Source organism: Arthrobacter sp. FW305-BF8, assembly GCF_021789315.1.
In the GTDB taxonomy this organism is placed as follows: Bacteria; Actinomycetota; Actinomycetes; order Actinomycetales; family Micrococcaceae; genus Arthrobacter.
Map to the genome: position 1 here is coordinate 1,338,264 of NZ_CP084561.1, position 26,994 is coordinate 1,365,257.

At 60.8% G+C, this 26,994-nt stretch carries 19 protein-coding genes and 1 pseudogene; 5 read left to right on the plus strand and 15 right to left on the minus strand.

Going from position 1 to position 26,994, the window contains the following annotated elements; all coding sequences use genetic code 11:
* Window positions 1-411 precede the first annotated feature (411 nt).
* The 15 genes and pseudogenes from LFT45_RS06010 to LFT45_RS06075 form a co-directional block, all read right to left on the minus strand.
* Window positions 412-576 (minus strand): hypothetical protein, encoded by a 165-nt coding sequence (locus LFT45_RS06010; RefSeq protein ID WP_236809493.1) that lies wholly within the window; start codon window positions 574-576, stop codon window positions 412-414.
* A 102-nt stretch (window positions 577-678) separates the two neighbouring features.
* Window positions 679-744: pseudogene (locus LFT45_RS06015) on the minus strand (hypothetical protein); the annotation flags it as partial.
* A gap of 504 nt (window positions 745-1,248) precedes the next feature.
* Window positions 1,249-4,404: a UvrD-helicase domain-containing protein gene (locus LFT45_RS06020; RefSeq protein ID WP_236807475.1), complete on the minus strand. Its 3,156-nt coding sequence runs from the start codon at window positions 4,402-4,404 to the stop codon at window positions 1,249-1,251.
* Complete coding sequence (locus LFT45_RS06025; RefSeq protein ID WP_236807480.1) at window positions 4,401-7,067, minus strand: PD-(D/E)XK nuclease family protein; 2,667 nt, start codon at window positions 7,065-7,067, stop codon at window positions 4,401-4,403. Before LFT45_RS06025 ends, LFT45_RS06020 begins: the two co-directional genes overlap by 4 nt.
* Before the next feature lie 38 nt (window positions 7,068-7,105).
* Window positions 7,106-7,729, minus strand: a complete 624-nt coding sequence (locus LFT45_RS06030; RefSeq protein WP_236807481.1) for a hypothetical protein — start codon at window positions 7,727-7,729, stop codon at window positions 7,106-7,108.
* A 7-nt stretch (window positions 7,730-7,736) separates the two neighbouring features.
* Complete coding sequence (locus LFT45_RS06035) at window positions 7,737-8,294, minus strand: hypothetical protein (RefSeq protein WP_236807482.1); 558 nt, start codon at window positions 8,292-8,294, stop codon at window positions 7,737-7,739.
* A 298-nt stretch (window positions 8,295-8,592) separates the two neighbouring features.
* Complete coding sequence (locus tag LFT45_RS06040) at window positions 8,593-10,269, minus strand: NERD domain-containing protein (protein ID WP_236807483.1); 1,677 nt, start codon at window positions 10,267-10,269, stop codon at window positions 8,593-8,595.
* A gap of 106 nt (window positions 10,270-10,375) precedes the next feature.
* Entirely contained in the window at window positions 10,376-10,939 is a 564-nt protein-coding gene (locus tag LFT45_RS06045) for a hypothetical protein (RefSeq protein ID WP_236807484.1), read from the minus strand.
* Window positions 10,940-11,239: 300 nt separating this feature from the next.
* The gene (locus LFT45_RS06050) at window positions 11,240-12,082 is read right to left on the minus strand and encodes a ribonuclease HI (protein WP_236807485.1); all 843 of its coding nucleotides are present in this window, start codon (window positions 12,080-12,082) and stop codon (window positions 11,240-11,242) included.
* Window positions 12,083-12,232: 150 nt separating this feature from the next.
* Entirely contained in the window at window positions 12,233-12,718 is a 486-nt protein-coding gene (locus LFT45_RS23460; RefSeq protein ID WP_442863601.1) for a TY-Chap domain-containing protein, read from the minus strand.
* Window positions 12,640-13,731 carry a hypothetical protein gene (locus LFT45_RS06055; RefSeq protein WP_236807486.1) on the minus strand — a complete coding sequence of 364 codons (1,092 nt, stop codon included), beginning with the start codon at window positions 13,729-13,731 and terminating at the stop codon, window positions 12,640-12,642. Before LFT45_RS06055 ends, LFT45_RS23460 begins: the two co-directional genes overlap by 79 nt.
* Window positions 13,732-13,821: 90 nt before the next feature.
* The gene (locus tag LFT45_RS06060; protein WP_236807487.1) at window positions 13,822-15,288 is read right to left on the minus strand and encodes a TY-Chap domain-containing protein; all 1,467 of its coding nucleotides are present in this window, start codon (window positions 15,286-15,288) and stop codon (window positions 13,822-13,824) included.
* 9 nt (window positions 15,289-15,297) lie between these two features.
* The gene (locus tag LFT45_RS06065; protein WP_236807488.1) at window positions 15,298-16,299 is read right to left on the minus strand and encodes a sigma factor-like helix-turn-helix DNA-binding protein; all 1,002 of its coding nucleotides are present in this window, start codon (window positions 16,297-16,299) and stop codon (window positions 15,298-15,300) included.
* Window positions 16,300-16,351: 52 nt separating this feature from the next.
* A complete protein-coding gene (locus tag LFT45_RS06070) occupies window positions 16,352-17,854 on the minus strand; it encodes an ADP-ribosylglycohydrolase family protein (protein ID WP_236807489.1) in 1,503 nt (500 codons plus the stop codon).
* Window positions 17,851-18,813 (minus strand): ARPP-1 family domain-containing protein, encoded by a 963-nt coding sequence (locus tag LFT45_RS06075; RefSeq protein ID WP_236807490.1) that lies wholly within the window; start codon window positions 18,811-18,813, stop codon window positions 17,851-17,853. The genes LFT45_RS06070 and LFT45_RS06075 overlap by 4 nt, the downstream gene beginning before the upstream one ends.
* Before the next feature lie 92 nt (window positions 18,814-18,905).
* On the opposite strand from LFT45_RS06075, the gene LFT45_RS06080 reads away from it, so the two are divergent.
* The 5 genes from LFT45_RS06080 to LFT45_RS06100 all read left to right on the plus strand — a co-directional run bounded on the left by LFT45_RS06080 (window position 18,906) and on the right by LFT45_RS06100 (window position 26,984).
* On the plus strand, window positions 18,906-19,580 hold the full coding sequence (locus LFT45_RS06080) for an NUDIX hydrolase (protein WP_236807491.1): 675 nt from the start codon (window positions 18,906-18,908) through the stop codon (window positions 19,578-19,580).
* Window positions 19,581-19,760: 180 nt separating this feature from the next.
* Entirely contained in the window at window positions 19,761-21,182 is a 1,422-nt protein-coding gene (locus LFT45_RS06085) for an ATP-binding protein (RefSeq protein ID WP_236809037.1), read from the plus strand.
* Between the two features lie 4 nt (window positions 21,183-21,186).
* Window positions 21,187-23,910, plus strand: a complete 2,724-nt coding sequence (locus LFT45_RS06090; protein WP_236807492.1) for a Z1 domain-containing protein — start codon at window positions 21,187-21,189, stop codon at window positions 23,908-23,910.
* Entirely contained in the window at window positions 23,903-24,907 is a 1,005-nt protein-coding gene (locus LFT45_RS06095; RefSeq protein ID WP_236807493.1) for a PD-(D/E)XK motif protein, read from the plus strand. The genes LFT45_RS06090 and LFT45_RS06095 overlap by 8 nt, the downstream gene beginning before the upstream one ends.
* Window positions 24,897-26,984 carry an AIPR family protein gene (locus LFT45_RS06100; RefSeq protein WP_236807494.1) on the plus strand — a complete coding sequence of 696 codons (2,088 nt, stop codon included), beginning with the start codon at window positions 24,897-24,899 and terminating at the stop codon, window positions 26,982-26,984. The genes LFT45_RS06095 and LFT45_RS06100 overlap by 11 nt, the downstream gene beginning before the upstream one ends.
* Window positions 26,985-26,994: the final 10 nt, after the last annotated feature.

A 26,994-nucleotide genomic window follows, 5' to 3' on the forward strand; every position in this document is an offset into this window, starting at 1 on the left:
GGTAGCAACGGCGGCCGACACGGTAACGCGCGCGTTCCGGAGCGTGGACCTTGACGGAGACGGGATCCCGGATGAGCCGCAGGCCCTTACCGCGGTCAAGGGAGTCGGCGGCGCCATTGCCGGTACGGCGGGCTCGGTCGGCGGAAGCGTAGCGGGGTTGTTCAAACGGAAAAGGCGCGACGAACAGAGGGCGGGCGGGTCTGAGACCGGCAGCGAGGAAGCGGTCGAGGCTTAACCGGAAGTTAGCGGTTCGGGCTCACCCCGGGCCTTGCGAGCCAAGGCCTAAACCCAGACGGGGCGGGCACTGAGTGCCCGTCCCCGTCGTCGTGCTGCTACGGCTGGCGGCTAAGTCCTGGAAAGCTTCGTGCGCCCGCAGACGAGTTGCTGGCAGCCTTGGTGGAACCCTGGCTGTCAGGCCTTCCAGTAGTGGTTGGGACTCAACGAGTAGTAGGCGACCCAGATGAGCCCGATGCCGCCGGTGAAAAGCGAGATGAGGGTCCACGCTGTCGCACTGTGCGGGGTTTGTTGGCGATTGTAGATAACCTCGCGGACCACATTAAGATTCGACGAGGTCATAGGCCCCATGGTGTGGTGAGGTTGCTGCCACTGCTGCGCGGAATAGACGGGCGGGGCAGTCATTGCAGGAGCATTCTGGAAATGGTCGGTCCACTGCGTTCCGTCAAACCAGCGTTGGCGACCAGGAGTCGCTTGATCGTCGTACCAGCCAGCTGGTGGAGTAGTCATTGAGTTTCCGGCCTTTCCCGTATTAAGGGCCCCCTTGGCCGCAATTGCTCTGATTTTACGGCATTCCGCGGTCCCGCCGGTTTAGACGACACGCCATAGCGCTCAGTCGACGTCTTGGAATGACTTCATTGTTCTTCCGTCCGCTGGGTTACAAAAATTACTAGCCATAGGAGTTTGGTTGTAACCCCTGAAATGCCATTAATTGTCAGAGCGGCGGCCTAGATTGCTTCCATGACTCCGGATAAACCCGCCCCCGGCATGGAACCGGAACCGAAGAAGAAGCGCGCCGTTTCGCGGAAATGTCCGGTATGCGGCCACGAGGCATGGCGAATTGCCTACGGGATGGTCATGCCGTCGGCGCGCGAATCTATGCCCAAGACCGAGTTCGCTGGCCGCGTCGTCATGGACGAAATGCGCGTTTACCCCGTCACCGGAAAAAGTCGAATTTGGACTACCCAAATGGGCGTGCCAGAACCCGGAGTGCCGCCACCGCTGGTGGTGAAGCTACGTGATCCGGAAAATCTTCCCAAGCGCCGGCATGTGGATCAGCGTTTCGACGACGGGCCGCCCTGTGATGGACTCAATCGCCTCGGCATACCCGCGCATCTGGCCGATGTACTTGTCCTTGATGTGACCGATAGGATCCGTGCCCGGATAGGACTTGTGATCCACCAGGACATACCCGGCAGGCGTTTCCAGCAGGAGGTCAATCCACCCTTCCATGAGCTGGTTGTCGGCGTTCCGCCAGGCAACCGACTGTTCGGTGGTGAAGATGGCGCCAGGGTAGTGCTGGTCGAAGAAGGCGAGCATCCGTTCACCGGCGTCCACTACGACGCTTGGCTCGACGGCGGAGGCAACGCCCCATCGGTCCAGGAGCCGGCGCGCCCCACTGAGCCGGACGGAGGCGTCCATCTCGGCCAGGGGCAGGGCGAGATAACCATGGATCGCGGAACCCACCTTGTCCCAGTTGGCGCCGCCGTGTGAAATCAGCTGGGGTCCAAGGGCGGCGGCCTCGGCGACTTCTGCTGCAAAGCCGAAGCTCGCCAGCGAACTGGCAGTCACCCGGGCGGATTTGTGCGGAACCGGCGAACCGACCACAAGGCTGTCCTCGAACTCTTCTTGAGCGGTGGTACCCGTATCTGTGGGTTCGCCCGCAGGCTCGTAAGTGAACGCATCCACGGAGAGCGTGTGTTCGCCGTCGCGCCCCTGGACGACCAGGGTTCCCACGTTGCCAGCGCCCGTTGTCCACTCCACAATCGATCCTGTTCCCAGAGTGTTGAACGAGGCCGGGGCTGGTTTGGCGGCCGCCAGACAGGTCACACCGACTGAGCGGGTCAGGCCTACGTAGAGCACGCGTGCCGAGTCAGCCTGGCGCCGGGCCAGGACCCGTTGCGCCACCGTGGAGGAGTCTGCCACTGCCGACAGCGGCTTGAATCCCTTGCCGCCGAACGGCCACGGCCAGAAGCGGATCCAACGCCCGGCGAGCGGGTTGCCGACGTCGATGTCGTCGACTCCTTCGACAGCTACACCCCACGGTTTCGCAGTAACATCCGTGTCCAGGCTCGCCAGTACGACGGCCGGCCATTCCAGTCCCTTGGCCTTGTGGTACGTCAGCACGTTGACGACGTCGTCCCCGAAATTCTCGCTGCCGGTGCTGGCGGCGTCGGAGAGGAACTTGAGCGAGCCGCCCAGCGTCGCGGGCTTGCTGAGCGCGGCACACGATTCGTAGTACTGCTCCAGCAGGGAACGCAGTGCGTCCAGATTCTTGAGCCGGGTCCCCGGGTTGCTCCACGATTTGATCAGCCGGGCAACCCCCAGCCGCGATGTCACCTCTTCCATGATCTCGGTGGGCGTGCACACTCTGGCTAAGTCGCGGAGATCGACCAACCCGGATACCAGAGGGTCGCTGGCCCAGCGCCGGAGCTCTTCTTTCGGCTCCTCGGCGTCGAACAGGGCGGGGACCCAGCGGCCGAATTGGGGATGATCAGGATGTAGATGCACCAGCTCCGCCAGGGCCACGGTGTCGTCATCGGACGCTACGAAGGCCATTCCTGCGCGGACCAGTTGGATCTCCCGTGCGGCGAACAACGAGGACGTGTTCGTCGTCGCCTTGATGCCGAGCGACGCGAGTTCGGCGGCGATAGACGCCACGGCGTCGTTTGACCTGGCGAGAACCGCGACGTCGGACCCTTGGAATCCGCGCCGCTGGATTAGATCCATGACGCCGGCGGCGACGGCGCGACGCTGCTCCGGTACCGTTTTCGCAGTCAAGGTCCACACCTCCCGGGCACCGCCAAGTGCGTTCTTGGGGTGGGACGGATCTCTACGGGCTTCCGGGATCGTCAGCCGAACTTCTTTTTCGCTCAGCTCCGGGAACATGGCGAGGCTGATCTCGTTGGAGAGGTCGATGACAGCTTCCTTGGACCGCCAGGAATCGTGAAGCTGTTTCTTTTTCTCCTTATCGACATGTGCGGCGACAGCCTTCATCAGCTCCGGGTCAGTGCCTCTGAATTCGTAGATGGCCTGCTTCGAGTCGCCTACCCAGACCACCCGGTCCACGAGCTCGGCGAACTTGGTGAACAGCTGGAGCTGCAGCGGGCTCGTGTCCTGGAACTCGTCTACCACCATGAACTTGATGCGTCCGGCAATGGAGACCTGAAACTGCGGGTTGTTTTCCAGCAGGTCCAGCACAAGCGTTTCCTGGTCGACAAAGTCGATGAGCCCGTACTGCTGCTTGAATTCTGCGAACCGGTCCAGGCAGGAAGCGGCGCAGGCAAACACCAGTTCCGTGAATTCCCGCAGCTCGGTCTGGAAAACCGGGTTGGAGATCAGATCGACGTCGACCGATGAAATGTAGCTCTCAAGCTGCCGTTTCGCGTCTGCATTGGCCACCCCGGCGGCCTCGATCCAGAAACGCCACGGGAGGTCCTCGGCGGACCCCTGGGCCAGGACGGGCTCCAGCAGGGAGACCGAGGCCAAAAGGTTTTTGGGCGGAACCTTCCCTTGATCCAGTTTGTCCGAGACCAGCCCGCGCAGCGACATGAGTCCTTGGAGCAGTTGGTTGGACCAGGTGGCGCGTTCGTCGAGGCCCGCCGGACCGAGGACCTGCTGCAGCCCCTGCAGGGACAGTGAAGCGGATTGTCTCAGTGCCGTGGGGTCGATCCTGTTTCCGCGGGCAGCGTCGGCGATGTCGCGCACGATCGTACGCCAGTCAGGGTCGCTGCCGCGGACGTCCGACTCGCCGTCGTAGCCTAGGCGCTTCGCCAGCGGCTGGATTAGGGGAGTGAACTTTGCGAACACGGCGTCCGTGGCGAGCTGGAAGATCCGGAGCTGTTCGTCTTCGGCGATGACCTGGAGGGCCGGCGACAGCCCGGCGTCGACCGCGTATTCCTGAAGCAGTCGGCCGCACACGCTGTTGACGGTGCCCACCATGCTGACGGACATCTGGCGGGCAGCGTCGGGGCGCTCATTGCCGAAGAGCTCGGCTTGGACACGGTCGATCAGTTCGGCGGCGGCCTTCTTGGTGAAGGTTGTGGCCAGGATCTGGCTGGGCTTCGTGCCGTTGTTGATTTCGCGGGCGATTTCGCCCATCAGGCTATAGGTCTTGCCGGTGCCGGCGCTGGCCGTGATCATCGCGACATTGTGCAGGGCGCGGTTCATGACAAGTCCCCCTTGAGGCCGCACAGGACGGAGAAGTCGCAAAAATTACAGGAAGGCTTCTGATAGAGCCGGTCAGCCGCTGTCGCCGTTTTCCGTTGCTCATCGGAGGACCCCAGCTCCTGACGCCCGGCGGCCATAACTCGTCCTCCCACCACCTCCGAGATGGAGAACTCGGCGGCGCGGACCGATCGTTGCCAAGTGCTCCGGCTGGACGCGGGGCTGCTCAGCGCCTGCCCGAAGAGTTTGCTGGTCGAGGCGAACTCGCCCTGCTTCAGCATGTAGTAGGACATTGCAGCGTCCTCGGCGACCGTGGACATGGGATCCGGGCCCTCGTCCAGTGCCCAGTGGTACAGGGCGAGCTGCATCGCGTCGCCCTTGGTGATCTCTTCGCGCCGGTACTTCGGCCGGTTGGTCCATTTGAGGTCGATGACGACGGGTTCTGCCTCCTGGTCCGCGGCAAGGACGTCGATGTAACCGGAGACCCGTACTTCAATCTGGGCCCCGTTGACGTTGAACATGGCCGGCTTGCTGAACTCGTGCTCGGTGGCGCGAATGTAGACGCCCTGGCTTTGCAGGGTCTGGAAAAACGTGATGACGGAGTTCTGGATGACGGGACGGAGGCCGGCGAGTCTGCCGCCTCTGCCCGGAAGGAGCAGCTCCGAGGCATAGTGCGGCACGAGTTGGTCCAGTTTGACCTGGACTTCCGCTGGCTCGGGCACGGCCCGGTTTGCAGCGCGGAGCTCCGCGAACAGTTCTTCGACCAGCTTGTGGACCAGAGTGCCGATCATGGTGTTCCCGGTGGGGACGGACTGCCCGTCACCCATCTTTAGCCGGCCTTTCTTCTCCAAGACCCACTTCATGGAGCAGCCGATCAAGGTGCTGAGCTGCGTGAAGGAGAGCTTGTCGGGCAGGAACGCCGGGCGGGGACCCAACTCGTGGGCGGCCGGAACGGGCTCGGGTTGGGAGCGCTGCACCGGCGCCAACGCGGCAGTCCGGCCGGCGATGCGCCAGACGCCGTCGTGCACCAGCTCGGCGGGGGTGGTGGTGGAGGCTGAAATGGCGTGTTCCACCGCCTTCTTGTTTTCTTCCGGGGTTCCCGGCAGGGGAGTCGGAAGGGTGGTGAAAGCCAGTGAGGACAGCACCGGGTGGGCCTTTGTGGGCTCTCCGCTGATCTCGGCGGCGCGGACAAGCAGCACCCGCCGGCAGCGTCTCGCGGCGTTCACTGCCACCGAGAGTTCCAGCTCGGCTAGGACGGCCGGATCAGGCAGTTGGACGCCGACGCCGAGTAGGGATTGTCGTTCGGCGTCGTCCCAGTGGCGGGACCGGGGCCGGCCGTCATCCTGGCAGCCCCACCAGACGAGCCCGTCGACGTCGTCGCAGAGTTCACTGAGGCTGTGCAGCGTGACCCATGGCGCTGCCTCACCGCCAGCCAGGGGACTGGCACTGGCGGGAATGACGGATTCCAGGATCCGCACGAGCGTCTTGCGTGTTACCGGCTCCGGCCCGTCGATTAGGGCCGTAAATTCATTGAGCTGGCTAAGCACCCCTTCAAGCCGGGGGTGCAGCTGCACGCGGCGGCTGAGCTGGGTGCGCAGCCACTGCGCGCGTTCGACGACGGTGGTGCCGCTGACAGTTCCGTCATCGATCAAGAGCTCGGTGCTTAGAAGCTGGTCGAGCTCCGCCGCAACGTCCGGGCCGAGCGTCTCCTCGGCGCTGATCTTCTGCAGCGCGCCGAGCCATTCATCCCCGCCGGTCCCTGGCTGGGCGGCAAGGGCGTGCAGGAGATGCCGGGCGGCTGCGCGCCGAACGGGGCTCACGGGAAGGTTCAGGAATTCGCCCAGCAACTGGACGTCCACCGGCCCCCAGATCACGTTGAAGAAGAGGGGAATGATCTGGTCAATTGCCCGCCAACGTGAGCGGTTGCTGACGCCGATCCGCGGCAGTCCCCGACGCTGCAGTTCCTGATCCAGCAGCGCAGTGCTTGTGGAGGCGACGACGGCCGAGAGATCTGCATCCGGGTTGGCCGCGGACGCCAGCCAGCGGGCCGTGTGCTCAGCCGCCTCCCATTCGGTCTTGGCGACGAGGACGGTTACCTCCCCCACCGGCTCCGTCGGCAGTGAAGGCTCCGCGATTCTCACTCCGCGGCGTTCCAGCGCGTCGATGAGACGGCTCCAGATTGCGGGGAACGAGCTGCGGGGGTGCTGGAGTTCAAGCTGCACGATCCCGAGCGGCCAATGCGAGGTTGGCTCGCCCTCAAGCTCACGGATGAGTTCCAAAGGGTAGTCGGCGAACGCCAGGTCGAGGGGGAGCAGGCTCTGCTCCAAGGCTGCGAGGGCTTGCAACTTGGCGGTGGACCCGTCCGGAGCGAGGCCCGTCCATCCATTGACGACGAGCTCGTCGCGGATATCCAATAGGTCGATAGCTGTGGACCACGGATCGACGGAGAAGGACCCATGGAACCACGCCTGCGGGGTGTCCTGCTCCGCGAGCCGGGCCATGTACTGCCGGATCCGCGTGGAGTGCCGTGCGTCGGGTCCGGTAAGCCCCAGCCGGGTCTGCAGAAGCTGGACCAACCCCAAGGGGCCGAGCCTGACCGTGCCGAGCGCGGAATCACGGTAAGTCCACGGAGCGCGGTCCAGATACAGGCCAAACAAAACGTTCACATCATCCCCCGGGACGTGTTGGAGCGACAGTTCCTAGATCATATGTTCAGGGTCGGACAATAACTGTGCCGACGCGTTGGCGCCCCCGTGGGTGTGGCGGCCGGCCAGTCTGCGTCGCGGGTGGCCTGGAGCAACCGGTCAAAGATGGCAGTGCCGTAGTCGGGCGGTGTAGCAAAGACGGTGACCTGACTTGTGCGGACCGTTTCGTCCACCCGCGCTATCGCTGCTATGCGTTCCTCGGGTGGCCTGTCGCTGACGACACCGAGCTCGAGTCCCGGCACCCCGTTCACCGGCAGAGGGATGCGCCCACCGGACGAGCAAAACGATTCAAAGGTCTTCCGGGACAACTCAGCGGTGGCGTCCCCGGTGAGGCCGACGATGGTTTCGTTGACATCGGCGATGAGCTCATTCGCAAATTTCTGTCTGACCTTGTCTTCCGACAGAATCCACAAGAGTAAAGCGACCACACCGAGCGCTATAGCCACCGCACCGAAAGCTCCCGGCCTGGTCAGGACTGCGAAAATCGCAAGACCAACCAAGAACCGCTTAGCGGTGAACTTGGCAAGAGGGCTCCTCGCCTTGAAGCCACGTTTGCCGTCCCATTGCAAAGACGTGAACGTTCTGATCACGCGCTTCTCCGTAGGCCATTCGGGCAAGGTCATCTCCCTTTCACACTTCCATGAGGGCCGCCGCAAGGACGATCGCCCTTCGAGCCTCGCTAAGGTCGTCGCGAAGGCCACGATCTGCCGAGGCAGTGGTTACGCCCTCGGGCGTGCCCGCTAGGTCGGCGACGGCTCGGTTCAGATTCTCGCGTTCGCGGGACAGCGTTCTGGACGACGTCAGCTTGAGCCTGCTGCGGTCCAGCTCGAGAAGGGATTTGCTGATTTCTTCCCGGCGGGCCTGAAACGACGCTTGCTTTTCTCTGATGCGCTGAGTGCGGTTCTGGAACATCGATTCCATCCGGAGTGAAACCTCGTGGAGCTCACTCAGCGCTTGTAGTTTCTCCGCTGAGCTAACTTCCTTGTCCAGCAGTTTGCCGACATCGGCGCGCCGCTCCTCCCACAGCTGGAGTCCGAGAGCGTTTTGCCTTAACAGCACGTCCAAAATCTCAAGCGTTCGCGTGAGCGGTTCCCGGCGAGCGGTCAGATTCCTCGACGCGGCATCCAGCTGCTCTATGAACTGCGCATAGTTGTCCTTGGGCGCCGATACGGCGTTACTGCCTTTCACGGACGGGGTTTCCTTCCCGTGCAGCCAGCGGCCTTTATCCGCGGCGCGAATGTCGGTCAGCGGGTCGGCGCCGAATGCCCGGAACCGTCATCTTTCCCCCAAATTTGTTGTGCTCGGGACCGAGCTGGTCATGCGGATCAAACTCCTCAGTGAGTCCAAAGACTCCCGGCAGTCTATCCCCAGGAAGACGTAATTCTTCGAACTGCTAGAAGAAGCATGAACTGCCGCACCGACAATAACGCCGGACCTCTCTTGCGGCTGACGTTCGTCGCTCGGCCAGGAGCCGATTTTCACCCTTCTACGGCACAGGGCTCCACGCCTGAGACCGTGACAACGCCGCCTTCAGTTCCCGCCCGCCCGCTTCCTCCAGCAACTCGGAATCACCGACTACCACCAGCAGGCTCCGAGCCCGGGACAACCCCACGTAGAGCTGTTCTCTGGCCCGCGACATGTCCTTGAACCCGTTGACGCAAAGAACAACAACGGACCGTTCCAGACCCTTGAAGCCCAGCACATGGCCATAGAACTCACCCTCGTTGGCATGGAAGTCCCGCCAGTACTCCTCGGTGGCTCCGCGCTCGAAATAGTCCAAGTGGATGGGGTGGCGATCTTTGGTGGTGAGGAGCGCGAGCTGATTGTTTGCCCAGCCCTCCTCGATCAGCGCCTCCACGCAGTCTCCGGCGACCTCGAGCGCATCCCCGGTCGGGCAGTCCACGAACCGTACGGGCAGTCCCGTGCTGCCCCGGGGCGTGAAATATTCGCCGGCAAAGGGTTTGAACGTTTCGGCGATCTTGCGGGTATTGCGGAGGTTGTCGTCGATGTGGATGGGCACGAAAGCAGCCATCGGACCATTGGTGAGGTCCGCCGTCGCGCCTCCCCAGCGTTGGTAGACGTCCTGCCGGTCATCCATGAACGCGTACACCTCGCCCGCGGCGGGATCGGTGGTGCACGCGAGAAGCGCGTCCCACCATAGGGGCGCGAAGTCCTGCGCTTCGTCGACGACGACGGCGTCCAGCCGCTCGTGCGGCTCCAGTCCGACTGCCAGCTCCTTCAGGAGGCGGGGCATTTCGACGTCGAAATAATCCTGCCCGGAACCGTCCGGGACTCCCAGCCCGCGCACGTATTCGTGGAACTCGCCCGTGAACACCGGTTTGGCCTGGCGCCAGGGTGCGACGCGGTCCTGGAGGTATTGCCCCAGGCCTTTGTTGTAGCAGAAGAGGCCTACGCGCTTGCCCTGCTTGCTCAGCAGCTTGGTCTTCTCGACGGCGAGCCACGTCTTTCCGCTGCCCGCGCCGCCGGTGAAACGGACCCTGTTGAGTGAGCGGGTTGCCTGGATCAACACGGACTGGCGTTCCGTGAGGTGGTCCTGCGCTGCCTCGTCCTCCTGTGAGGTGGTGGAAGGCACGACGGCGGTGTCCAGGTTTCCGCCCAGCTTGCGGACGATGCGTTCCAGGAAGGCCGGCGCCAGTGGCGAGGCTCCGCCGCCTTCGTTTTCCATGGCTTGGCGGACGAGGCCGGCGGGGGATTTGCTGTCGGTCTGGTCGAGGATGAGCGACCGGGGGCAGCCTGCCATGGTCCAGTCACGCGGCACGTCGGTGTAGGGGAGGCTGACCATGTAGACGCAGCGGCTGCTCAGGCGCGTACCGAGCTGGTTCTCCAGCCAGTTCTTGAGGGCGTGGAGTGAGCTTTGGGACTGCGCCACGGGGCTTTGGATCTTGCGCTTCTGTGTACGGTCCGACTGGCACCATTGCCCGTCCGTAATGCTGACTTGGCCGCCCTTGATCTCGATGGCGGCCATGCCAACGTTGGGCCAGAGGACCAGCAGGTCAATCTCGTATTCGTTCCGGCCATCGCGGACGTGGACGGAGTGGGCGAGGACGCAGTCGTCGGGGAGGCTGTTCCGCAGGGCGGTCCAGACGGCCTTTTCTGCGTGGTGTCCTTCGCCGAACTCCGGTTCTTCCGGAATGCACCTCATTGCCGCCCCCATGTTGATAAACCGGCTTCCCGGTTTTGCGCTGTTCCAACGTTAGCTGGGCGGGGCTGATTCACCATGGCGACACGGACAGATCAAACTTCCCGAGTCAGGAGCGCGACTTGGCGGTGTCTTTGAAAGCGGCAAGTCCAAATTGGGCGCGGATATCAGCCAGATCGCGCGTATTCCGGTCAATCTGCCGAACCTGCTCTTTTTCGATGAACCCAGCAATGATTCGAACCACGATAACCAGCGGCAACAGCAACAGGAAAGCCCAGCCAGCTGCAATGATAAAGTCCGGCATGGTCAGGAATGCATTCTTTAATGCGATGGCATTGTCCAGGCTTCCCGTCAGGCTGCCCAGGATGTCATTCAAACTATCGGTGATTGGCTGGAAGAACGGCCGGGCAGACAGCTGGGGACTGTCCAGTTTTGGATCTTTTCCGACAGACCAGCGCTGATCCGTGAGGTGCGCAAGGATATAGAACACCACTGCCAGGTTGGCGGCGGCGAATGACACCGTTGCCGCAAGCAGGGCACTAACGGCCCTCGCGGTTATCTTCAGTGGAGAAGACACGGGGCTGCCGATGACAAACAAACCGCCGACAATAAAGGCAGCCAACCATACGAGATTCTTGAATGTATCGACGCTGACACCACTCAGCATTTCCATGGCACGTTCCATCTTCCTAATGCAGCGCAAGGACTGCGGCCGTTGGCCGCAGAGTTTGGTCCTCCCCGAAAGGGCCGATTCAATATGACTAAGTTGGGCGGACAGAACTGTCCGGGAGACGTCCGGATGGTCCAGCTCAAGTCTGGGGCTTCCACGGGGAAGCGGCCAAACCATATGGCGTACTTTGGCTTTTCGCCGTGGTGCCCCGGCCTCATGCAGACGTCGAGGAGTGAGGGCCAATTGTCGCCCACTGCAGAACATGGACGGAGTGGGCCAGGACGACTTCATCCTGGAGGCTGTTCACGCAGCCAAGCCCAAATTTCGCTGTTCGACAACGCCTGCGGCCATTCGCAAGGTCTCGTGTGCCGGAAGCTCAGCTTCCTTGTGCCTTCGGGACATCACCGCCAGCCGGTCAGCGAGAACGTTCAGTTCATGATCGGCGTGGCCTTTGACCCACTGGAAATGAACGTCGGCAAAAGCGGCCAGGGCCTGGATCCGTTGTAGCTCCTCGCGGCAGGCTGCAGTTGATTGTCCGGGTTGGAAGCCGCTGTCGCTGAGCATCCTCACGGCTGTGAGGTTGTCGGAGGAAACGGTGACGGCGCAGCGTCCGTCCAATACGCCGGTGTAGGCGTTCTTGGCAGCACCGAGAGCCAGCCGGATCGCCCGAAGCTCGCTTTCCAGGATGCTTCCGCCGCCCACGGCCTTCAGGCCGGGGCGAAGCGGCAGGCCTTTTCCGAAATCCAATACCCAGCCGTGCCCTGCCCAAGGAGTGCGGTGGCCGATGGAGGCGTCTGTGGCAATCTCCAACCGGCAGAACAGTGCATCAAGCCTCTCGGCCACGGCTTTTTCTGTCACCACGACACCTGCAGCGGGCGGGTAGGAAAGATCAACAGGAAGCCCAAGCCCCAGCAACTGTTCGCGGGCAGTATCCACAACGGAAAAGACGGGCTCGTTCCCGCCCGCAGCCAGTTCCGTGACGGCGCGAGCGGCCTCCGCGTAGGCTTTGCCCCAATGCGCCCCTGCGGCGGCCTCGGTGATCCAGCCCGACTGCACCCCGAGAACGGTAGATTCGACCGTTCGTGCCACGGCCCACAGGATGAGGCCCCGTCGGGGCACGATCAGCACTGTGAGTCCGGAACGCATTGCAACAGTTTCAGCGGCCGAAAGGACTCGGCGTGACGGTGGAGTAGGGACTGGCATGTGGGCCTCCTAGTAGCAGCAACGGTTGCTGGGAAGGCTATAGGCGGCCACTGACATTTCGTAGCGGGTGTACTTCCCCGGCGATGCCGAATGTCAGCTTGCGCGCCGCAGGTTCCGGACTATTCCGCCAGGCTCGAAGTCAAGGATGACGCCACCATCTGGCCCCGGGCCTCCGGGGAAATCTCCGCTGCGCCAGCGGACTTTCTGTGGATCACGGCAGCTCCGGCCAGATACCAGGCCCTCCAGTATCTGGTGCCCAGCCTCCAGTGGAGGTATGCCGTGCTTGTGCCAGTTAGGGACTTCGTCGTCCGGCGCGGACCAGCCATTCCGCAGGAGGTAAACCTCATTAATTGGCCATTCCTCGGCGGACAGGAACGCCTCCGAGACGATTTCGCACCAGACACCGTCCGCGCTGGGGCTGGCTTGCGCATAGGGTCGACGGGGTCCGTCGGTCTCATCACCGTATTCAATGCTCAGGAATGAATTCCAAGGCATGTCCGCTAAAGCGTCACCGACGAGTTCGCCCGCACGCGCCCACCCATGCTCCAAGATGGTCTCTTTCTTGAGCGATTCCACCATCCCGTGAACTCGTCCTCGACTTCTGAGGGCATGACCGCGCCGATCACTGACTCCCAGGCACCGAAGTACCGCCGAATTGCAATCAGCGATGGACGGTCACGTCCGGCTGCGGCTTCTGCTGTCACCCAACTGTCGTAGTTGGCCACGTCCTTCGGCGATCCGAAATCGCGGTAAGCAGTAAAGAACGCATCGGACGCCCCCTCATAATCCGCGCAGGTGAAACGGGCTGCTGTGGAGGGGAGCTTCAGCCCGGCGGCCTCCAGCGCCTTTGACCAGAATCCTCCTCCCAGACCGTTCCGAAGACTCGACGCCGAAACCAGCCAGCTCCTCAATTCGGCGTCGCCCGAGTCTTGTGCCAAGACCGTAACGGTGTCCGCGTAGTCGGAGTAGGAAATTCCGGACACGTCCCCTGTCCTGATCGCTTGGGCTGTGGTTTCCACCATGGCAACAATTTCGGCTACTTGAGCTTCAGACGAGCGCCGGACCAGAACCCGCCGGAGTTCGTCGATGCCGGGCATTGGGACCTTGCCCAGTGCAAGCTTGTAGTCGGGCTCAAGACCTCGGCCGTGACCAACGACGTATAGCAAGCTGAAGATGTCAGTGGGGAGAGGTAGTACCACCACTTCGACGGCGGCATGGATGTCCATGAATATGTCCGGACTGCGTAGCAGGTCGGTTGCAATTTCGACGTCAAGGGAGACTCCGAGGGCGGCCAAGACCTTGGGAATATCCTTGCCCTCTATGCCCGCGTCCAAGAGTTGCCAGATGCGCTCCTCGTTTTGGTACAGGACTTCGGCAGCCACCGAGCACCGGTGCTGGAGCGCCTTGGACCGCTCTTCCTCTCCCCGTTCTGCTATTCGCCTACTGAGGAGATTCATCGTCTCCCAGCTGCTCATCTTCGCCGCCTTGGCAATGGACCAGACGGCATCCCCGGCCAGAAAGCCATTGATAACCTGGGCGCTTACTGTCTGTCGATCTCTCTCCGGTAATGGGTCGAATCGTTGAGTCGTCATGATGTGGTTCCCAACTCGGCATTTTGAAGGGTCTGGATCTCTCCGTGAAGCGCATGGCTCCCGGTGACTCCGCGGAAACGGTCTGGACTATTAGGGACGCGTCCCGACATTCCACCTCAACTCCGTCGCCTCGACCGGATGGCGGCCTCGTTGGATGGCCAGGAGAATTTGGGCAGCGGCTTCCGTTCGTGGTACCCCTTCCTTGAGCCAATTGGTGTTTTCCGGGCTGGGAGCCGACCAACCGTTGTCGGAGAGCCAATGCGTGCTCATGCGCCACTCGTGAGAAGGAATACCCAGATTGGAGACGATTTCGCACATAACTCCATTGGTGCCAGGCGTCGCCCGAGCATAGGGCGCGGCGGTATGACTGTACTGGATGTGCAAAAAGGAACCGGATGGCAGTGCTTCGATTGCTTCGCCAACGAGGTTCTCGATGACCCGCCATTCTTCAAATTCCCTAGCTTCCCATTCATTAAGCTCCTCCAGCGTTCCCCAGCCGGAGTCGTAGTCAATGTAATTGGGCTCGCCGGCGACGGGCTGCATATCCTCCCGTTGGTCCGACGGGAGAATGGCTTCCACGGCCGCTTCCCAGCTTCCGTAGTAGCGGATCATTTCCACCGCCGACGGCCGGTCGGCGCCCATGGCAGAGTCGGCAACCACCCAGCGATCGTAGGTCCCGATGTCCATCGGATAGTCAACGCCCAGACATTCCTCGGTGAAGTCGTCCAGGGCCTGGAAATAGTCGTCCCGGCCGAAGCGTGTTACGTGGGAGGGTAGCGCCAGACCGACTGTCGTTAGGGCGTCTTCCCAAAAACCCCGGCCGTACCGGCGCCGCAGCATACGCGCTGGAACAGGCCATGGATCGGCCTGGTTCTTGGTGATCATGCCCACTTCAGAAGTAATCCTCCGGGCCGTGCTCTCATAGTCTTCATAGCTAAGGGTCCGGATCTTTCTCATTCGGAGGGCACGGGCCGTGGGCTCGATCACGGCCAAGATCTCCGCAAGGTGCCGGTAGGGAACGTCCGGGTGGAGCAGACTCCTCAACTCTGCCACAGCATCAAGCGACATCTTTCCAAGCGCAAGCTCATAGTCAGGTTCCACCCCGTGATGCCTTCCCGCCACATAAAGAAGGCTCAGTTTGTCCCCGAGGCATCGCGGTTCGTCGGGGACGTCCAGTGGCCCGCTGGGAATGCCCAGCAGTTCGATTGCCATCTCAGTGTCAAGCTGAGTGCCCAGGGCTGTCAGGATCGTCGGGATGTCGTTCCGGGCGATGCCTGAGGCAGTCAACCGATCCACCAGTTCTTCGTTGGACCGGAGCGCGATGGCCGTGGCTGCGCTTCGCCGCCGGACGGACCGGAAACGTTCGAGTTCGTCGGACGGGTCCAGGATGGAGACCATCGACTCAGCCAAGTCGCATATTTCTACGCCAAGGGCGGCGGCAATGGTCCGCAAGGGATCACCGCTTCGGTAGGCTGCCCGCTTTGCTCCTGCCGAGTCATCAGGCATGCCCAGAAACGCCCATAAATCAGAAGCGGACCCATCCACTGTTTCCCCCAAGTTCGGCACCTACTCCTGCGCCGAGCGGACTGCGTCCGCCCAAGTTCCGTAGATGTTGCGGACCGACGCCCCGGACGGCCGTTCGTGACCGGCAGCGATCTCCTGCTTGACCCAGACGTCGTACCCGGAATAGGTGGCCTTCGCTGCCACTGCCGACGCGTAGACGCAATAGTCCCGCACGGCGTCGTCGTAGTCTTCGCGGGTGAACTTCAGCAGTCCTTTTGACCGGCCCTGCTTCGTGGTTCCGATTCCCATCGCTTCCAATGCCTCGTTCCATCCGCCAAAGCGTTTCATCACGGTCTGCCGGGTGGGCGGCCACGGGAAGGCTCCCTGCCGGGACACAAGTCCCAGAGCCACCACCAGCTCTTCACGGAGCTCCTGGTAGCGTGCGCCGGTGATACTCGCCGTCGGATTTTCCGTAACGAGCTTCTGGGCGGCACCAATCACGCCCAGGATGGTCGCCACGTCATCCGCCGACGCTTGGGCGGATTCCAGGGCTGCCCGCAGCTCGCTCATGAGGGAGAGGTCCAGGTTGACTGCGGCCCATTCACGGTCAGGGGAAAGGTTGCGGTCCGAGCCGAGCAGGAACCAGATGCCGGCAGCCAGCGCCTCTTTGGAGAAGATGTCATCGATCTGCGCTTTCGAGAAGAGAATCGCCGACCCCCTCAATGCATCTTCGGCCAGATCGACGTCGATCGCCGGGTACAGAGCCTGCAGCTTCAGTACAGCGTCCGGCCGGGTCACACCCCGCTTCGCCATCTGCCGGGCGAGATCCCCGTACTCAGCCAGAAAGGCCTCATGCGATGCCCCCGTCGCCGCTTCCCGTGCTGCAGTCCGGTTTTTGCGCGATTCCTCGGCGTTGGTTCCGCCCACCTTGGCAATGATCTGCCGGACCCGCTCGCGGGTGATGCCGAAGCTCTGTCCGATGGCGTCCAGCGTCTCGCCGTCGGCATAGCGCTCAACCATCGCAGCATCGCGCTGTTCCCGGCTGAGTTCAGGAGTTGTTGTCATGGTCATATTCCTATCAGCAGGCTCGGACATTACTTGGCAGCTGAGGGCGTGGCTATGCTCCGAAGCGGTCATCGCCGGTCTCCGCATCTCTCAGCACCGCCAAAAACAGCGAGTTCGGCCGTGCCCCGGGCAGCACGCGGCGCAGGTCGGCCAGCGCTTCCAACGGAGAGATTCCGGCAACGCGGGCACCATACAGAGCAGCGACGGTGGGCGTACGGGACTCCGCCCGAACGCAGTGCAGCAGGACCGTCTTGCCCTCGGCCCGGTAGCGTTCGACGGCGGCCGCCGCCTCCCGGAGCACGAAGTCCGGATGGGCGTTGTCCCCGGCATCGAAGGAATCGACCACCCAGAACGTGGCGTGGTCGTGGACGGCAACCGACGGAACGTCCTCCATTCCGAGCCGGCACAGTGACACCACGGCGTCGATCCCCAGCTCAGCCACCTGGGCGATGGAAGCAACACCGCCCAGCCACAGGCCGTCGTCATGGGGGTGCCGGACCAGCCCATCGGTGCGGCCCCACATGCTGTAGTCGTGGGTCACCGCCCGTGGCCAGGACTCCAGACGGCGGCCTTCGCCGCGGCCCAGCTCCATCCCGAGTGCCATCAGGTCGCGGGCGCGCAGCCCTGGCCAGCCGTGCAGGTGCTGCCGCCACTCGAACGGGACGGCCGAGTAACCGTAAGCGCCTCCGAGCAGGCCGCCGGCGATAGCCGCAACGGTATCCGTGTCGCGGCCGCCGCGGACGGCTTCCTCCAAGGCCACCCGGAGGTGCGGGGGACCGGACGTGGGGGCCGATGTGTAGTGGATGGCGCTCCACGCTCCCTGGAATGCTTCCACCACCCAGCCGTTGCGGGCGAAGTCCCGCGGCCGGGACCGCTCCGCGACCTCAATCCGCTCCAGCCAGACGGCCGCCCGCGCCGCGGGCAGCAAGCCGAGGCCCGCCCGGACGTCCAGCACGCCGGTGAGGACCGCCTTCCGGATGGCGACGCACCACAGGCCGCACGCCTCCTGTGCGTCGGCATCGGCGTGGGTCAGGGTACTGACCACCCCGGCCTGAGCCATGAGTTCCTCGGGGCTGCGGTCCAGATAGGCCAGAGCCAGGGGAGCGGTGCGCATCAGCGAGCCGTTGCCGGCGCTCCGGCCGGTGCGGGCATGGAACTCAGCCGCAGCGGTCGTGAAGTCACCGGCGTCGGCGTAGCTCCGGCCGGCGGCCACGGCCAGCCGCCGAGCGGCAGCGATGACTGAGCTGGTCTGCGCGCCCACGTCCTTGGCTTCGGTGGCCCATCCCGTCCAGGCCCGCACAACAGCGGTCAGCACTGAAGGGGAGCCAGGATCGGACGGGGCGTCCACCAGCGCGTCGGCGAGGGCGACGGCCATGGACGCGTCGTCGGTCCACTCTGCGGGGGCGAAGCCGAACGGGCCGCCGCCCTTCATGCTCACCGGGGTGCCGTCGGGCAGCGGTGCGCCGAATTCGTAGCCGGCACCGAGGGCGTCACCGGCGGCCAGGGTGACTAGGACACCGGCGGCGCGGTCGTTCTGCAGTGGGTTCAGATTCATGCGATCTCCATCAGGGGGTGGTTGTTGTTCCAGCCGGTCAGGTGGGCCAGCTCGGGTTCGCGGTGGGGGAGTGCGACGGCGATCCCCGCCACCGCGAGCTGCCCCGTGGTCCGGGTGACGTTGCGGCTGCGCAGGGCGCCGTGGTTCCGGACCTCCAGAGCCGGCAGGCCGCCGTCGAACGCTCCAAGTTCCAAGGCTTGGAAGGCGGCGGCGAAGTCGCGGGCCCGCTGGCCGGGCATCGGGCCGGACGCCATCACCTGCGGCGGCAGGAGCTCCAAGTCCAGCAGCGCGGATTCGACCAGCTGGCGGTAGTGCCGCCGGAACAGCGTGTGGGTGCCGAAGACCTCCAGCAGGAGCGGCTGCGTGCCGAGCCCGATCACCACGCCGCGCTGGCCCTCGAGCGGAGCCGGGGCGTCGCCGGCACCGAACCGGCGGTCCTTCCGGGGCTCTGCGGTGAACCGGTCCAGGTGCTCGAGTAGGGAGCTGGTGGCGGACCGGCCCCGGGCGGCGTCGAAGCGGGCAACCCGGTTCCAGATGCGGCCCTGGCGGCCCACGCCGCCCGGGTCCGCGACCGCGGTCACGAGTTCGGACCGGACATTCAGCGGTGCGCGGCGGGCCTGGCGGCGGTGGCTGTGGGTGCCTTCCCAGCGGCCGGCCTCCACGCAGTAAGTGTCGATGTCGCGGGTCTCGCCCGGACCCAGGACGACATCCCGCGCACAGGTCCGGTGCTGCTGGCCGCCCTCGAGCAGCTCGCCTTCGAGCAGGAGGGCCGGGCGCGGGCCATTGTTGGTGACGGTGAGCCGGGCGACCTGCGGGCCGCTGGCCAGCTCGGTGGCGGCGACGTCGGCGTGGGTGCCGGTGCTGATGCCGAGCTCGCCTGCACCGCTGGTCCACACCGGAAAGATGGTGAGCGGGCCGAGGGCAGTGCCGGCCCCGACGTGGAGCTGTTGAACCTTCATGACGGTCTCCGATCTTTAGCTCAGATCTGAGCTAATTAGCCTCAAGTATGCACGGCTTGAATCTTTTGCGCAATACTGAAATAAATAGTTCTGTGAAGACCTCGAAGGATGCTCCCGCCACGTCCCTGCTCGACTACCCGCGGCCGTCGGTGGCGGTGGATACCGCTGTGCTGACCGTCGCCGACGGCAGCCTCCAAGTACTGCTGGTGCGCCGCGGCGGGGAGCACCATCACGGCGAGCGGGCGCTGCCGGGCACCTTCCTGCGGGAGCGGGAGCGGCTGTCGGACGCGGTATTGCGGTCCCTGCGGGAGAAGGCGGGGATCTCGGGCCGGGTCCCCCGGCAGCTGCACGTCTTCGATGAGCCGGAACGGGATGACCGTGGCTGGGTGCTGTCCGTTGCGCACGTGGATGTGGTTCCGTTGGCGGAGCTGGAGGGCGCGTTGAAGTCCGACGGCGTCCGGCTGGCTTTCGTGGGCGGCGAACCGGAGGTGGTCGCGGGGCTGCCGTACGGGCATGCGGAGATTGTCGGCAAAGCCGTGGAGTGGCTGCGGGCAGCCTACGCGGAGGCGCCGGACCCTGGCGCGTTGTTGGAGGAACCGTTCACGCTCAAGGATCTGCGGGAGCTGCACGAGGTGGTGGCGGGTCACTCGCTGATGCGGGACACATTCCGCCGGTTCATGGAGCCGCAGCTGACGGGGACGGGGCAGATGTCCGACGGGACGCGGGGGAGGCCGTCAAGGTTATGGGTGAGAGCCTCAGTGTCATGACAGGCGGGCGTCCGACGAACGGAAACGAGGGTGGCCCCGGTTACACTGTCTACAGTTGCTGGAATACCAGCATCTGGAAGTTGTATATATCGAGAACTAGTGGGGGTACCCCGCACTGTGGGGGAAGTTTAATTGGCAAAATCACGGATCGTAGTACCGGATGCGCATCTAATGGAATCGATGAGGGCAGTCGGGTACTCCTTGGAGACTGCCATAGCCGACGTAGTCGACAACTCCATAGCTGCAAACGCAGGTTTAGTGGAGATCTTGTATCAATCGCATCCTGATACTGCCCACATTTCCATATTGGATGATGGACGCGGCATGGATGATGAAGAGATCGTATCAGCTATGCAGCTGGCGTCTACAAGCGCAGTCGACGAGCGCCATGCGACGGACCTTGGGCGATTCGGCCTAGGGCTGAAAACGGCTTCTTTGTCACAGTGTCGATGCTTGACGGTCATCTCAAAAAAGGATGGCGTTGTTAGTGGCGCCCGGTGGGACATGGACCACTTGGCAAACGTCAGAAAATGGGAGCTGCTCATACTGAGCACCCGAGAAATATCGGCGGTGCCGGGCGTTGAACTTCTTAGCCAGCTCGACTCCGGCACCTTGGTTGTCTGGACGAAGCTGAACGATGCAGACCTCGAGAGCGCCGTGTTTGGGGAGATCTGGGACCAGCGAATGATGGACGCCAAGGACCACCTTGCGTTGGTCTTCCATCGATTTCTCGCCGGGGAGCACGGCAAGAAGTTCCGTATGCGTCTGAACGGCACGGGAATAAAGCCCGCCGATCCCTTTTTGGCACGTAACAGCGCGACGCAAGCCGGCACGGAAGAAAAGCTTCCCATCGGCGATACGCATATTACGATCAAGCCTTTCACGCTGCCCTACCTTAATAAAATGACTGCGGCCGACAAGAAAGCGGCGCAGGTGAACGGGACTCTGCGTGACAGCCAAGGGTTCTACGTATACCGCAGTATGCGCCTAGTCATAGGGGGCAGCTGGTTTCGAGTCGCGCCCCGCACAGAACTCGGAAAGCTAGCACGGGTACGTGTGGACATTCCCAACACCCTAGATCATTTGTGGGCGCTAGATATTAAGAAGTCAACGGCTGTGCCACCACCTGCTGTTAAGAACATCCTCCGCAAAGTTATCGATCGATTAGTGCAACCGAGCCAAAGGGCCTTCAAGCATAAGGGAACCAAGGAAGCCGGCAGCAAAGCTGTCCTGCATACTTGGGAAGCAAACTCAGGGCGCGATTCTTTCTTTTATAAGATAAACCGTGATCACCCAATTCTTCGCGCGCTTTCCGGAACTTTATCTGTCGACCAGACTCGTACACTTGAGAACTTTATCCGCAATGTGGAATCGTCCTTTCCCCTTGAGGATGCATATATTCGCATGGCTGGTGACCAGGTAGCAGGAGCCCCAAGCCCCACGGAATCAGAGATCGTGGAGGAGCTCCGGGACTATTGGAAAAAGTATGAGCAGAATGGCTTCGATTCAGAAGAGTTCCGTACCTCTTTTAAGGCCGTCGCCCGCTATGCTGCAATTGAGAATATTCACAGCCTGCTTGACGAGGTAGTTGGAGGAAACTAGCACCATGAGTATTATGACGGAAGTTGAGGAAGCCGCAGCTGCAGAACTTGAAAGCGCTGTTTTGGCTGTGCTTGTGGGCAAGTCAAAGCTGACTGAATTGGCAGTAGACGACAAGATAGGCAAGTATGCCGCCATCCATGCTGAGGACCTCACACCCGAGCAAGTGAACCTGGTACGCGATCGCATACATGCCAAGCTCGGAATCACAATGGACGACGGAACTGTACTCCGGGATGATCAGTATGAGCTGTGGCTCGAAGACGCCCGTAAGACGACGAATTTCAAACGCGCAGCGACCTATCGTCAGTATCTCGTCGGGGATGAGGGGTTTTCCCCAACCGTTGTCACCGCGATGGATGAGCTGACTGACGACCTCCTTGAACTAGTTGGCAACCCGAAAAAGCCCGGGGCTTGGGCTCGTAGGGGCCTTGTCCTGGGTGACGTGCAGTCAGGAAAGACGGCCACCTATCTAGGGCTCTTCAACAAGGCGATCGATGCGGGCTACAGGCTAATTATCGTCCTTGCCGGCCACACCGAGCACCTTCGGAAGCAGACCCAGAAGAGGGTGGATGAAGGCGTAATTGGGCGCAGAACCCCGACCAAGCCTAAGAAAGGCAGCGGGGCAAAGCTACCTGGTGAAATATACGTCGGCATAGGGAAACATGATGTAGATCTTGCGAAGAAGGTTCAACGTCTGACCAGCGAATGGGCGGACTTCAATGCTGCTTCCCAGCAAGGGTTTTCGCTGCATTTGGAAGGGATGGATAACATCCCGTTCATTTTCGTTGTGAAAAAGAATAAGTCGATTTTGGAAAATCTGCATGGATGGCTTGCTGATCAGGCGAAGGATACTGGAAAGCTGGACTTCCCACTTTTGTTGCTTGATGATGAGTCAGATTATGCCTCAGTGAATACGCGCGATGAAGATAACCCGACTGTCATTAATGAGCTGATCAGGCGTCTGCTTGATGTCTTTCAGCGGAGTTCATACTTGGGATTCTCGGCCACGCCGTTTGCAAATATTTTCATTGATTCTGACGTTGAAAATGACATCTACCCGCGTGATTACATTTACAGTCTGGAAGCACCCTCGAACTACGTGGGGGCGGAGCGCGTTTTCTCACCATCTGAGGAGATTGGAATCAGTCCGACTGTTCACCTGTTCGACAGTGAGGATTACTTCCCTGCAGGCCATAAGGTCGGTCACCAAGTTGTGGGCTTGCCGCCGAGCCTAAATGAAGCTCTTAGGGTCTACCTTGTCGCTAATGCCATTAGAGATCTCCGGGGACAGGTTGATAAGAAACGCTCGATGCTTATTAATGTCTCTCGGTACGTAGCTGTACAGGAACAAGTCCACCAGTTGGTTGCAGGCGAACTGCTTAAACTGAAGAACGCTGTTGCCCTGCATGCAAGCTCCTATGCAGCAGGGCATCCCAACGAAGAAGTGGAATCGATTAGGGCAGCGTTTGAGAAGTTCTATAGTGACTGCGAGTACTCGTGGAGCGAGGTTCTCGATCAGCTTCCCGCGGCTGTGGGCGGAATAGTGGACCGCGTTATCAATTCTAAAGTGGATAAGAAACTTGAAGCGTCCGAATCAAAGCTAGCGAATCCCGACCGTCAGGTGGTTGTGGGAGGGGACGTTCTCAGCCGAGGTTTGACGCTCGAAGGACTTACGGTCAGTTACTTCTACAGACACACGGCCGCCTCCGACACCCTTCTGCAGATGGCCCGTTGGTTCGGCTACCGGCCAGGGTACGAGGATCTTTGCCGCGTTTGGATCACCCCCGAGGCGGCCGATAATTTTGCATTCATTGATCGTTCTATTAAGGAACTGCGCATGGATCTCATAGCCATGCGCGATCAAGGCCTGACCCCCAGAGACTTTGGCCTGGCTGTACGTAAGCACCCTGGTTCAATGCTCATAACTGCGCGAAGCAAGATGAAGTCAGCTACATCTGTTTCTAGCTTCAGCATCTCGTACAAAGGGCGGGCTCCTGAGACGACGAAGCTCGCGCCCGTGGCTGCCAAGGGCAATTTCAAAGCTCTGACAAAGCTGTTGAAAGTGCTGACCGCAGACCATGGCCATCCGAAGCTAGGAAACAAGGGTGGCGGATCTTCGCTTGTATGGCGACAGGTCGATAGGGCAGTCGTGGCTGCCATGTTGACCGACTATAAGGCGCACCCTATGGACTTCTCCTTTGGTCCAGCACTTGCTGAACACGTTCGATACAAGTCACAGTACGATGCGTGGGACGTGTGTGTGAGACAGGGCAGCGGCGGAACTTTGACCGTATCCGACGTGAACATGAAATTGATCGAGACAAACTTGGAGCACCAACCAGGGCTCATTGCGGTTAGCGGTTCCAAAAGGCGTTTGGCAGGATCACAAGATCTGAAGGCCCTGATCGATGGAGCTGCAGCCCAATCGGCCGAGGAAAGCTATCTTGCCCTAAATCCAAAGAAAAAAACGGCTCCCGAAGTCGTCTATTTGGATCATTTGGAACGGCCGGCACTCATTATCTATCCGCTAGGCCTTTCAAAGTTTGGGTCGTCAGAAGATGCAAATGTTGAGCCTCCTGAATGTCCCTTGGTCGGACTGAAGATCGCTTATCCCGGCGGCATCATTGATCCCGATGACACTTCAGAAGATGTTGAGTACATGATTACGAAGGTGAAGCTGAAGGAGCTGCTGGGCGACGACGGCTGGGAGGATACGGAAAGTGAGTGAATCGGTCGTCCCACAATCGGTGGAGTCACTCTGGCTAGAGTTGATCGCGGAAACAGAACCAAAGCATAAACTTATGTTGCCGGAGAGCGCCTTGAGGCTTTACTACGGGCGGTCTGCCCGTGGTTTTCCTCAATTCTTCATCCGCTGTAAGAAGCGACCATCAGTCCCCGAGGTTTCTTCGAGTATTGAAGCTACAGTCGCCAAGCGCCAAGACGGTGAATGGGCCCTTAGGTTCGAACTCGTGGATCTCGATTTCACTCACGCGTTTATGAGCCTTGCTTGGAATCTGGCGCAGGCCAGCAGCGCGCCTGCGACGGAGGATGAAGGGCTTTCGATTTTTTTGTCTGAACTGGCTGCTTGGAAGCGTCTGTTGACCTTCAGACCCTCAGATCGACGAGGCCTCGGAGAGATCAGGGGACTTTACGCCGAACTTTGGTTCGGATTGGAAGTTCTGGCACATTCTGTGCCGCTGGGCATTGTTTTGGATTCGTGGGGCGGGCCCATGGGAGCACCCCGAGACTATGCTGCACCGCTCCCGGTCGCCTATGAAGTGAAATCCGTGTATCCGGAGACAGGCAGCATAAGGATCTCGTCGGCGGAACAGCTTGACTGCGATGGGCCGTTGGAACTGATCGTTGTGCGGCTGATAGAGGTGCCGATTGAACTCGCAAATGGTGAATCGCTTCCAAAAATTATCGGAAGGTATATTGACGCGTTGGGACCTGATGCTAAACGTCGAGAACGCTTTGTTGAAATATTTGAGAAGAAACTACGTGTCGACGTTGAGGATGACTACTACAATCAATTTCGATTCTTCGTGCAAGGTTTTAAGCGCTTCAATGTTAATGACGATTTTCCCGTTATACGCCGTTCGGAGCTTGCATCACAGATCGGTGCGGTGGACTACTCGCTGACTTTGGCAGGACTGAACCAGTTCGAAGTGGAAGGCGCTTCTTTCCAACTGCACATTGAAAAGGATATATCCGTTGACAGTTAACGACTTCCACCAGAGGATGATGTCCGACGTTCAGGCCCGCGCTGATTCTGACGCGGACTTTCCTTCCCGATCATTCATGTCAATCATGGCCGAGAAGTTGGCCGACGTGGACGAAGTGGAGAACCTTCAAGTCCTCCACTATGAGGGAACAGGATCCAGGAATAGATCACTTCTTATAGATGGGTATGACCTCTACGATACAGATGATCCTGGTGCTGATCGGCAAATCGCTCTCGCAGTAATGGACTGGCATCCGGGAAGTGAGCTGGCCACGCTTACCACTACCGAGGCCCGAAAAAAACTGAATGCGCTTCAGTCGTTCCTTTCCGACGCTGTGCAGCAGCAGCTGGAGACTCGCTTGGAGGACAGCTCGGACGAGTATCAACTTGCTCGTGAGCTGCGCCAACGTGGTGCCAGTGTTAGCCGGTATCGCTTGTATCTGATTTCCAATGCACAGGTAAGCGCGTCAATGAAGGTGCCTCCTGCTGAGACCATTAACGGTATCCCGGTGGATTTCCATGTTTGGGACCTTTCGCGACTTCTTCAAGTCGAAGAGTCCGCATCCGGACGATCCGAAGTGGAGATCGATCTTTCAGGATGGCTGGAGGATGGGCTGCCCGCCCTTAGCATTCAATCTGAAGAAGCCGAGTTTGAGACCTATCTAGCTGCAGTCCCAGGCGATCTCCTAGCTGACTTGTACGGGCAATACGGCAGCCGACTCCTCGAGGGGAACGTCCGAAGCTTCCTGTCCAACAAGGTGCTGGTCAACAGAGGTATCCGGGCCACGATACAGTCCGAACCCGACATGTTCTTGGCCTACAACAACGGGCTGACAGCTACAGCCACGAGTGTCGCCGCGTCTCGCTCCGGCTCTCACGCGTTGATTAAGACGATCAAAAATCTCCAGATTGTCAACGGGGGCCAGACAACTGCTTCCCTCTATAACGCCCGGAGAGACCTGTCTCCGAAACCGAATCTCAAGGACATATCAGTTCAGCTGAAGCTTATCGTCGTCCATCCGGAGGAGTCGGAGACGCTTGTACCGAAGATTTCCAAGTATGCGAACACCCAGAACAGGGTCAACCCGGCAGATTTCTTCTCAAACTCACCGTTCCATAGACGGCTCGAGTCCATATCTCGACGTTTGCTCGCTCCGTCCGTTGCGGGGAAAGCCTTCCAAACGCATTGGTTCTATGAACGCACCCGCGGTCAGTACCTCAATGAGAGGAATAGGGGCTCGGCCAGCCACTCCAAGACTTTCGAAGTCCGCAATCCCCGAAATCAAGTAATAAACAAGACGGACCTCGCGAAGTACGAGCTCTCATGGGCGCAAGAACCGCATATGGTCAGCAGGGGATCTCAGAAGAACTTTTCTGCCTTTGCCGCGAATGTAGCGAATAAGTGGGACAAAGACGAGGCTCAATTCAATGATGAGTATTTCAAGCATGCCGTAGCAAAAGCTATACTATTCAACAGTGTGCGTGCCGCAGTGCTCAAAGCTGAATGGTACACGACGGGCTATCTGGCAAATATTGTGTCTTATGCCGTAGCGAAGTTGGCGTATGAGGTGCAGGTCCAGGGCAAAGGTAAAGTTCTAGATCTTGATCGTATTTGGTTAAGCCAGGCCGTTCCAGTGGAAGTATTAAGCTATGCGACGGAATTGGCCAAGGCCGCACGCGGCGTTTTGACCCATGATGACAAGCCCGTTGTCAACGTGACGGAATGGGCCAAGAAGGAGCAGTGCTGGACGGATGTAAAGTCCGAGAGCGTTCCCGCTCCCGCCGAGTTCCTCGCCACACTGCTCGATCCATTCAAGGTAGTCGAGAAAGCCAAGACTGCTCGAATGAACCAAAAAATCGATTCGTCGATAAGTGCTCAGATCGAAGCGCTAAATGTTGGTGGCGAGACTTGGCTGCGCGTCGCCGACTTTGGCAAAGAACACCGAATACTGTCTCCGAATGAACTCAGCCTAGTTAGCAAGTTTTCGAATGGAGCCTACGCTGTGCCCACCGAGTCGCAAGCAGCCAAGTTGATGACCTTCCTCCAACGCGTTGAGGAGAACGGTTTCAAGCGTTAGTGGTCCCCGC

Excerpts from the sequence above, each read along its gene's own strand:
- LFT45_RS06010 (WP_236809493.1), bottom strand. The coding sequence starts at position 576 with ATGACCTCGTCGAATCTTAATGTGGTCCGCGAGGTTATCTACAATCGC.
- LFT45_RS06020 (WP_236807475.1), bottom strand. The coding sequence starts at position 4,404 with ATGAACCGCGCCCTGCACAATGTCGCGATGATCACGGCCAGCGCCGGC.
- LFT45_RS06030 (WP_236807481.1), bottom strand. The coding sequence starts at position 7,729 with ATGACCTTGCCCGAATGGCCTACGGAGAAGCGCGTGATCAGAACGTTC.
- LFT45_RS06040 (WP_236807483.1), bottom strand. The coding sequence starts at position 10,269 with ATGAGGTGCATTCCGGAAGAACCGGAGTTCGGCGAAGGACACCACGCA.
- LFT45_RS06045 (WP_236807484.1), bottom strand. The coding sequence starts at position 10,939 with ATGGAAATGCTGAGTGGTGTCAGCGTCGATACATTCAAGAATCTCGTA.
- LFT45_RS06050 (WP_236807485.1), bottom strand. The coding sequence starts at position 12,082 with ATGCGTTCCGGACTCACAGTGCTGATCGTGCCCCGACGGGGCCTCATC.
- LFT45_RS23460 (WP_442863601.1), bottom strand. The coding sequence starts at position 12,718 with ATGGTGGAATCGCTCAAGAAAGAGACCATCTTGGAGCATGGGTGGGCG.
- LFT45_RS06055 (WP_236807486.1), bottom strand. The coding sequence starts at position 13,731 with ATGACGACTCAACGATTCGACCCATTACCGGAGAGAGATCGACAGACA.
- LFT45_RS06065 (WP_236807488.1), bottom strand. The coding sequence starts at position 16,299 with ATGACAACAACTCCTGAACTCAGCCGGGAACAGCGCGATGCTGCGATG.
- LFT45_RS06070 (WP_236807489.1), bottom strand. The coding sequence starts at position 17,854 with ATGAATCTGAACCCACTGCAGAACGACCGCGCCGCCGGTGTCCTAGTC.
- LFT45_RS06075 (WP_236807490.1), bottom strand. The coding sequence starts at position 18,813 with ATGAAGGTTCAACAGCTCCACGTCGGGGCCGGCACTGCCCTCGGCCCG.
- LFT45_RS06085 (WP_236809037.1), top strand. The coding sequence starts at position 19,761 with ATGAGGGCAGTCGGGTACTCCTTGGAGACTGCCATAGCCGACGTAGTC.
- LFT45_RS06090 (WP_236807492.1), top strand. The coding sequence starts at position 21,187 with ATGAGTATTATGACGGAAGTTGAGGAAGCCGCAGCTGCAGAACTTGAA.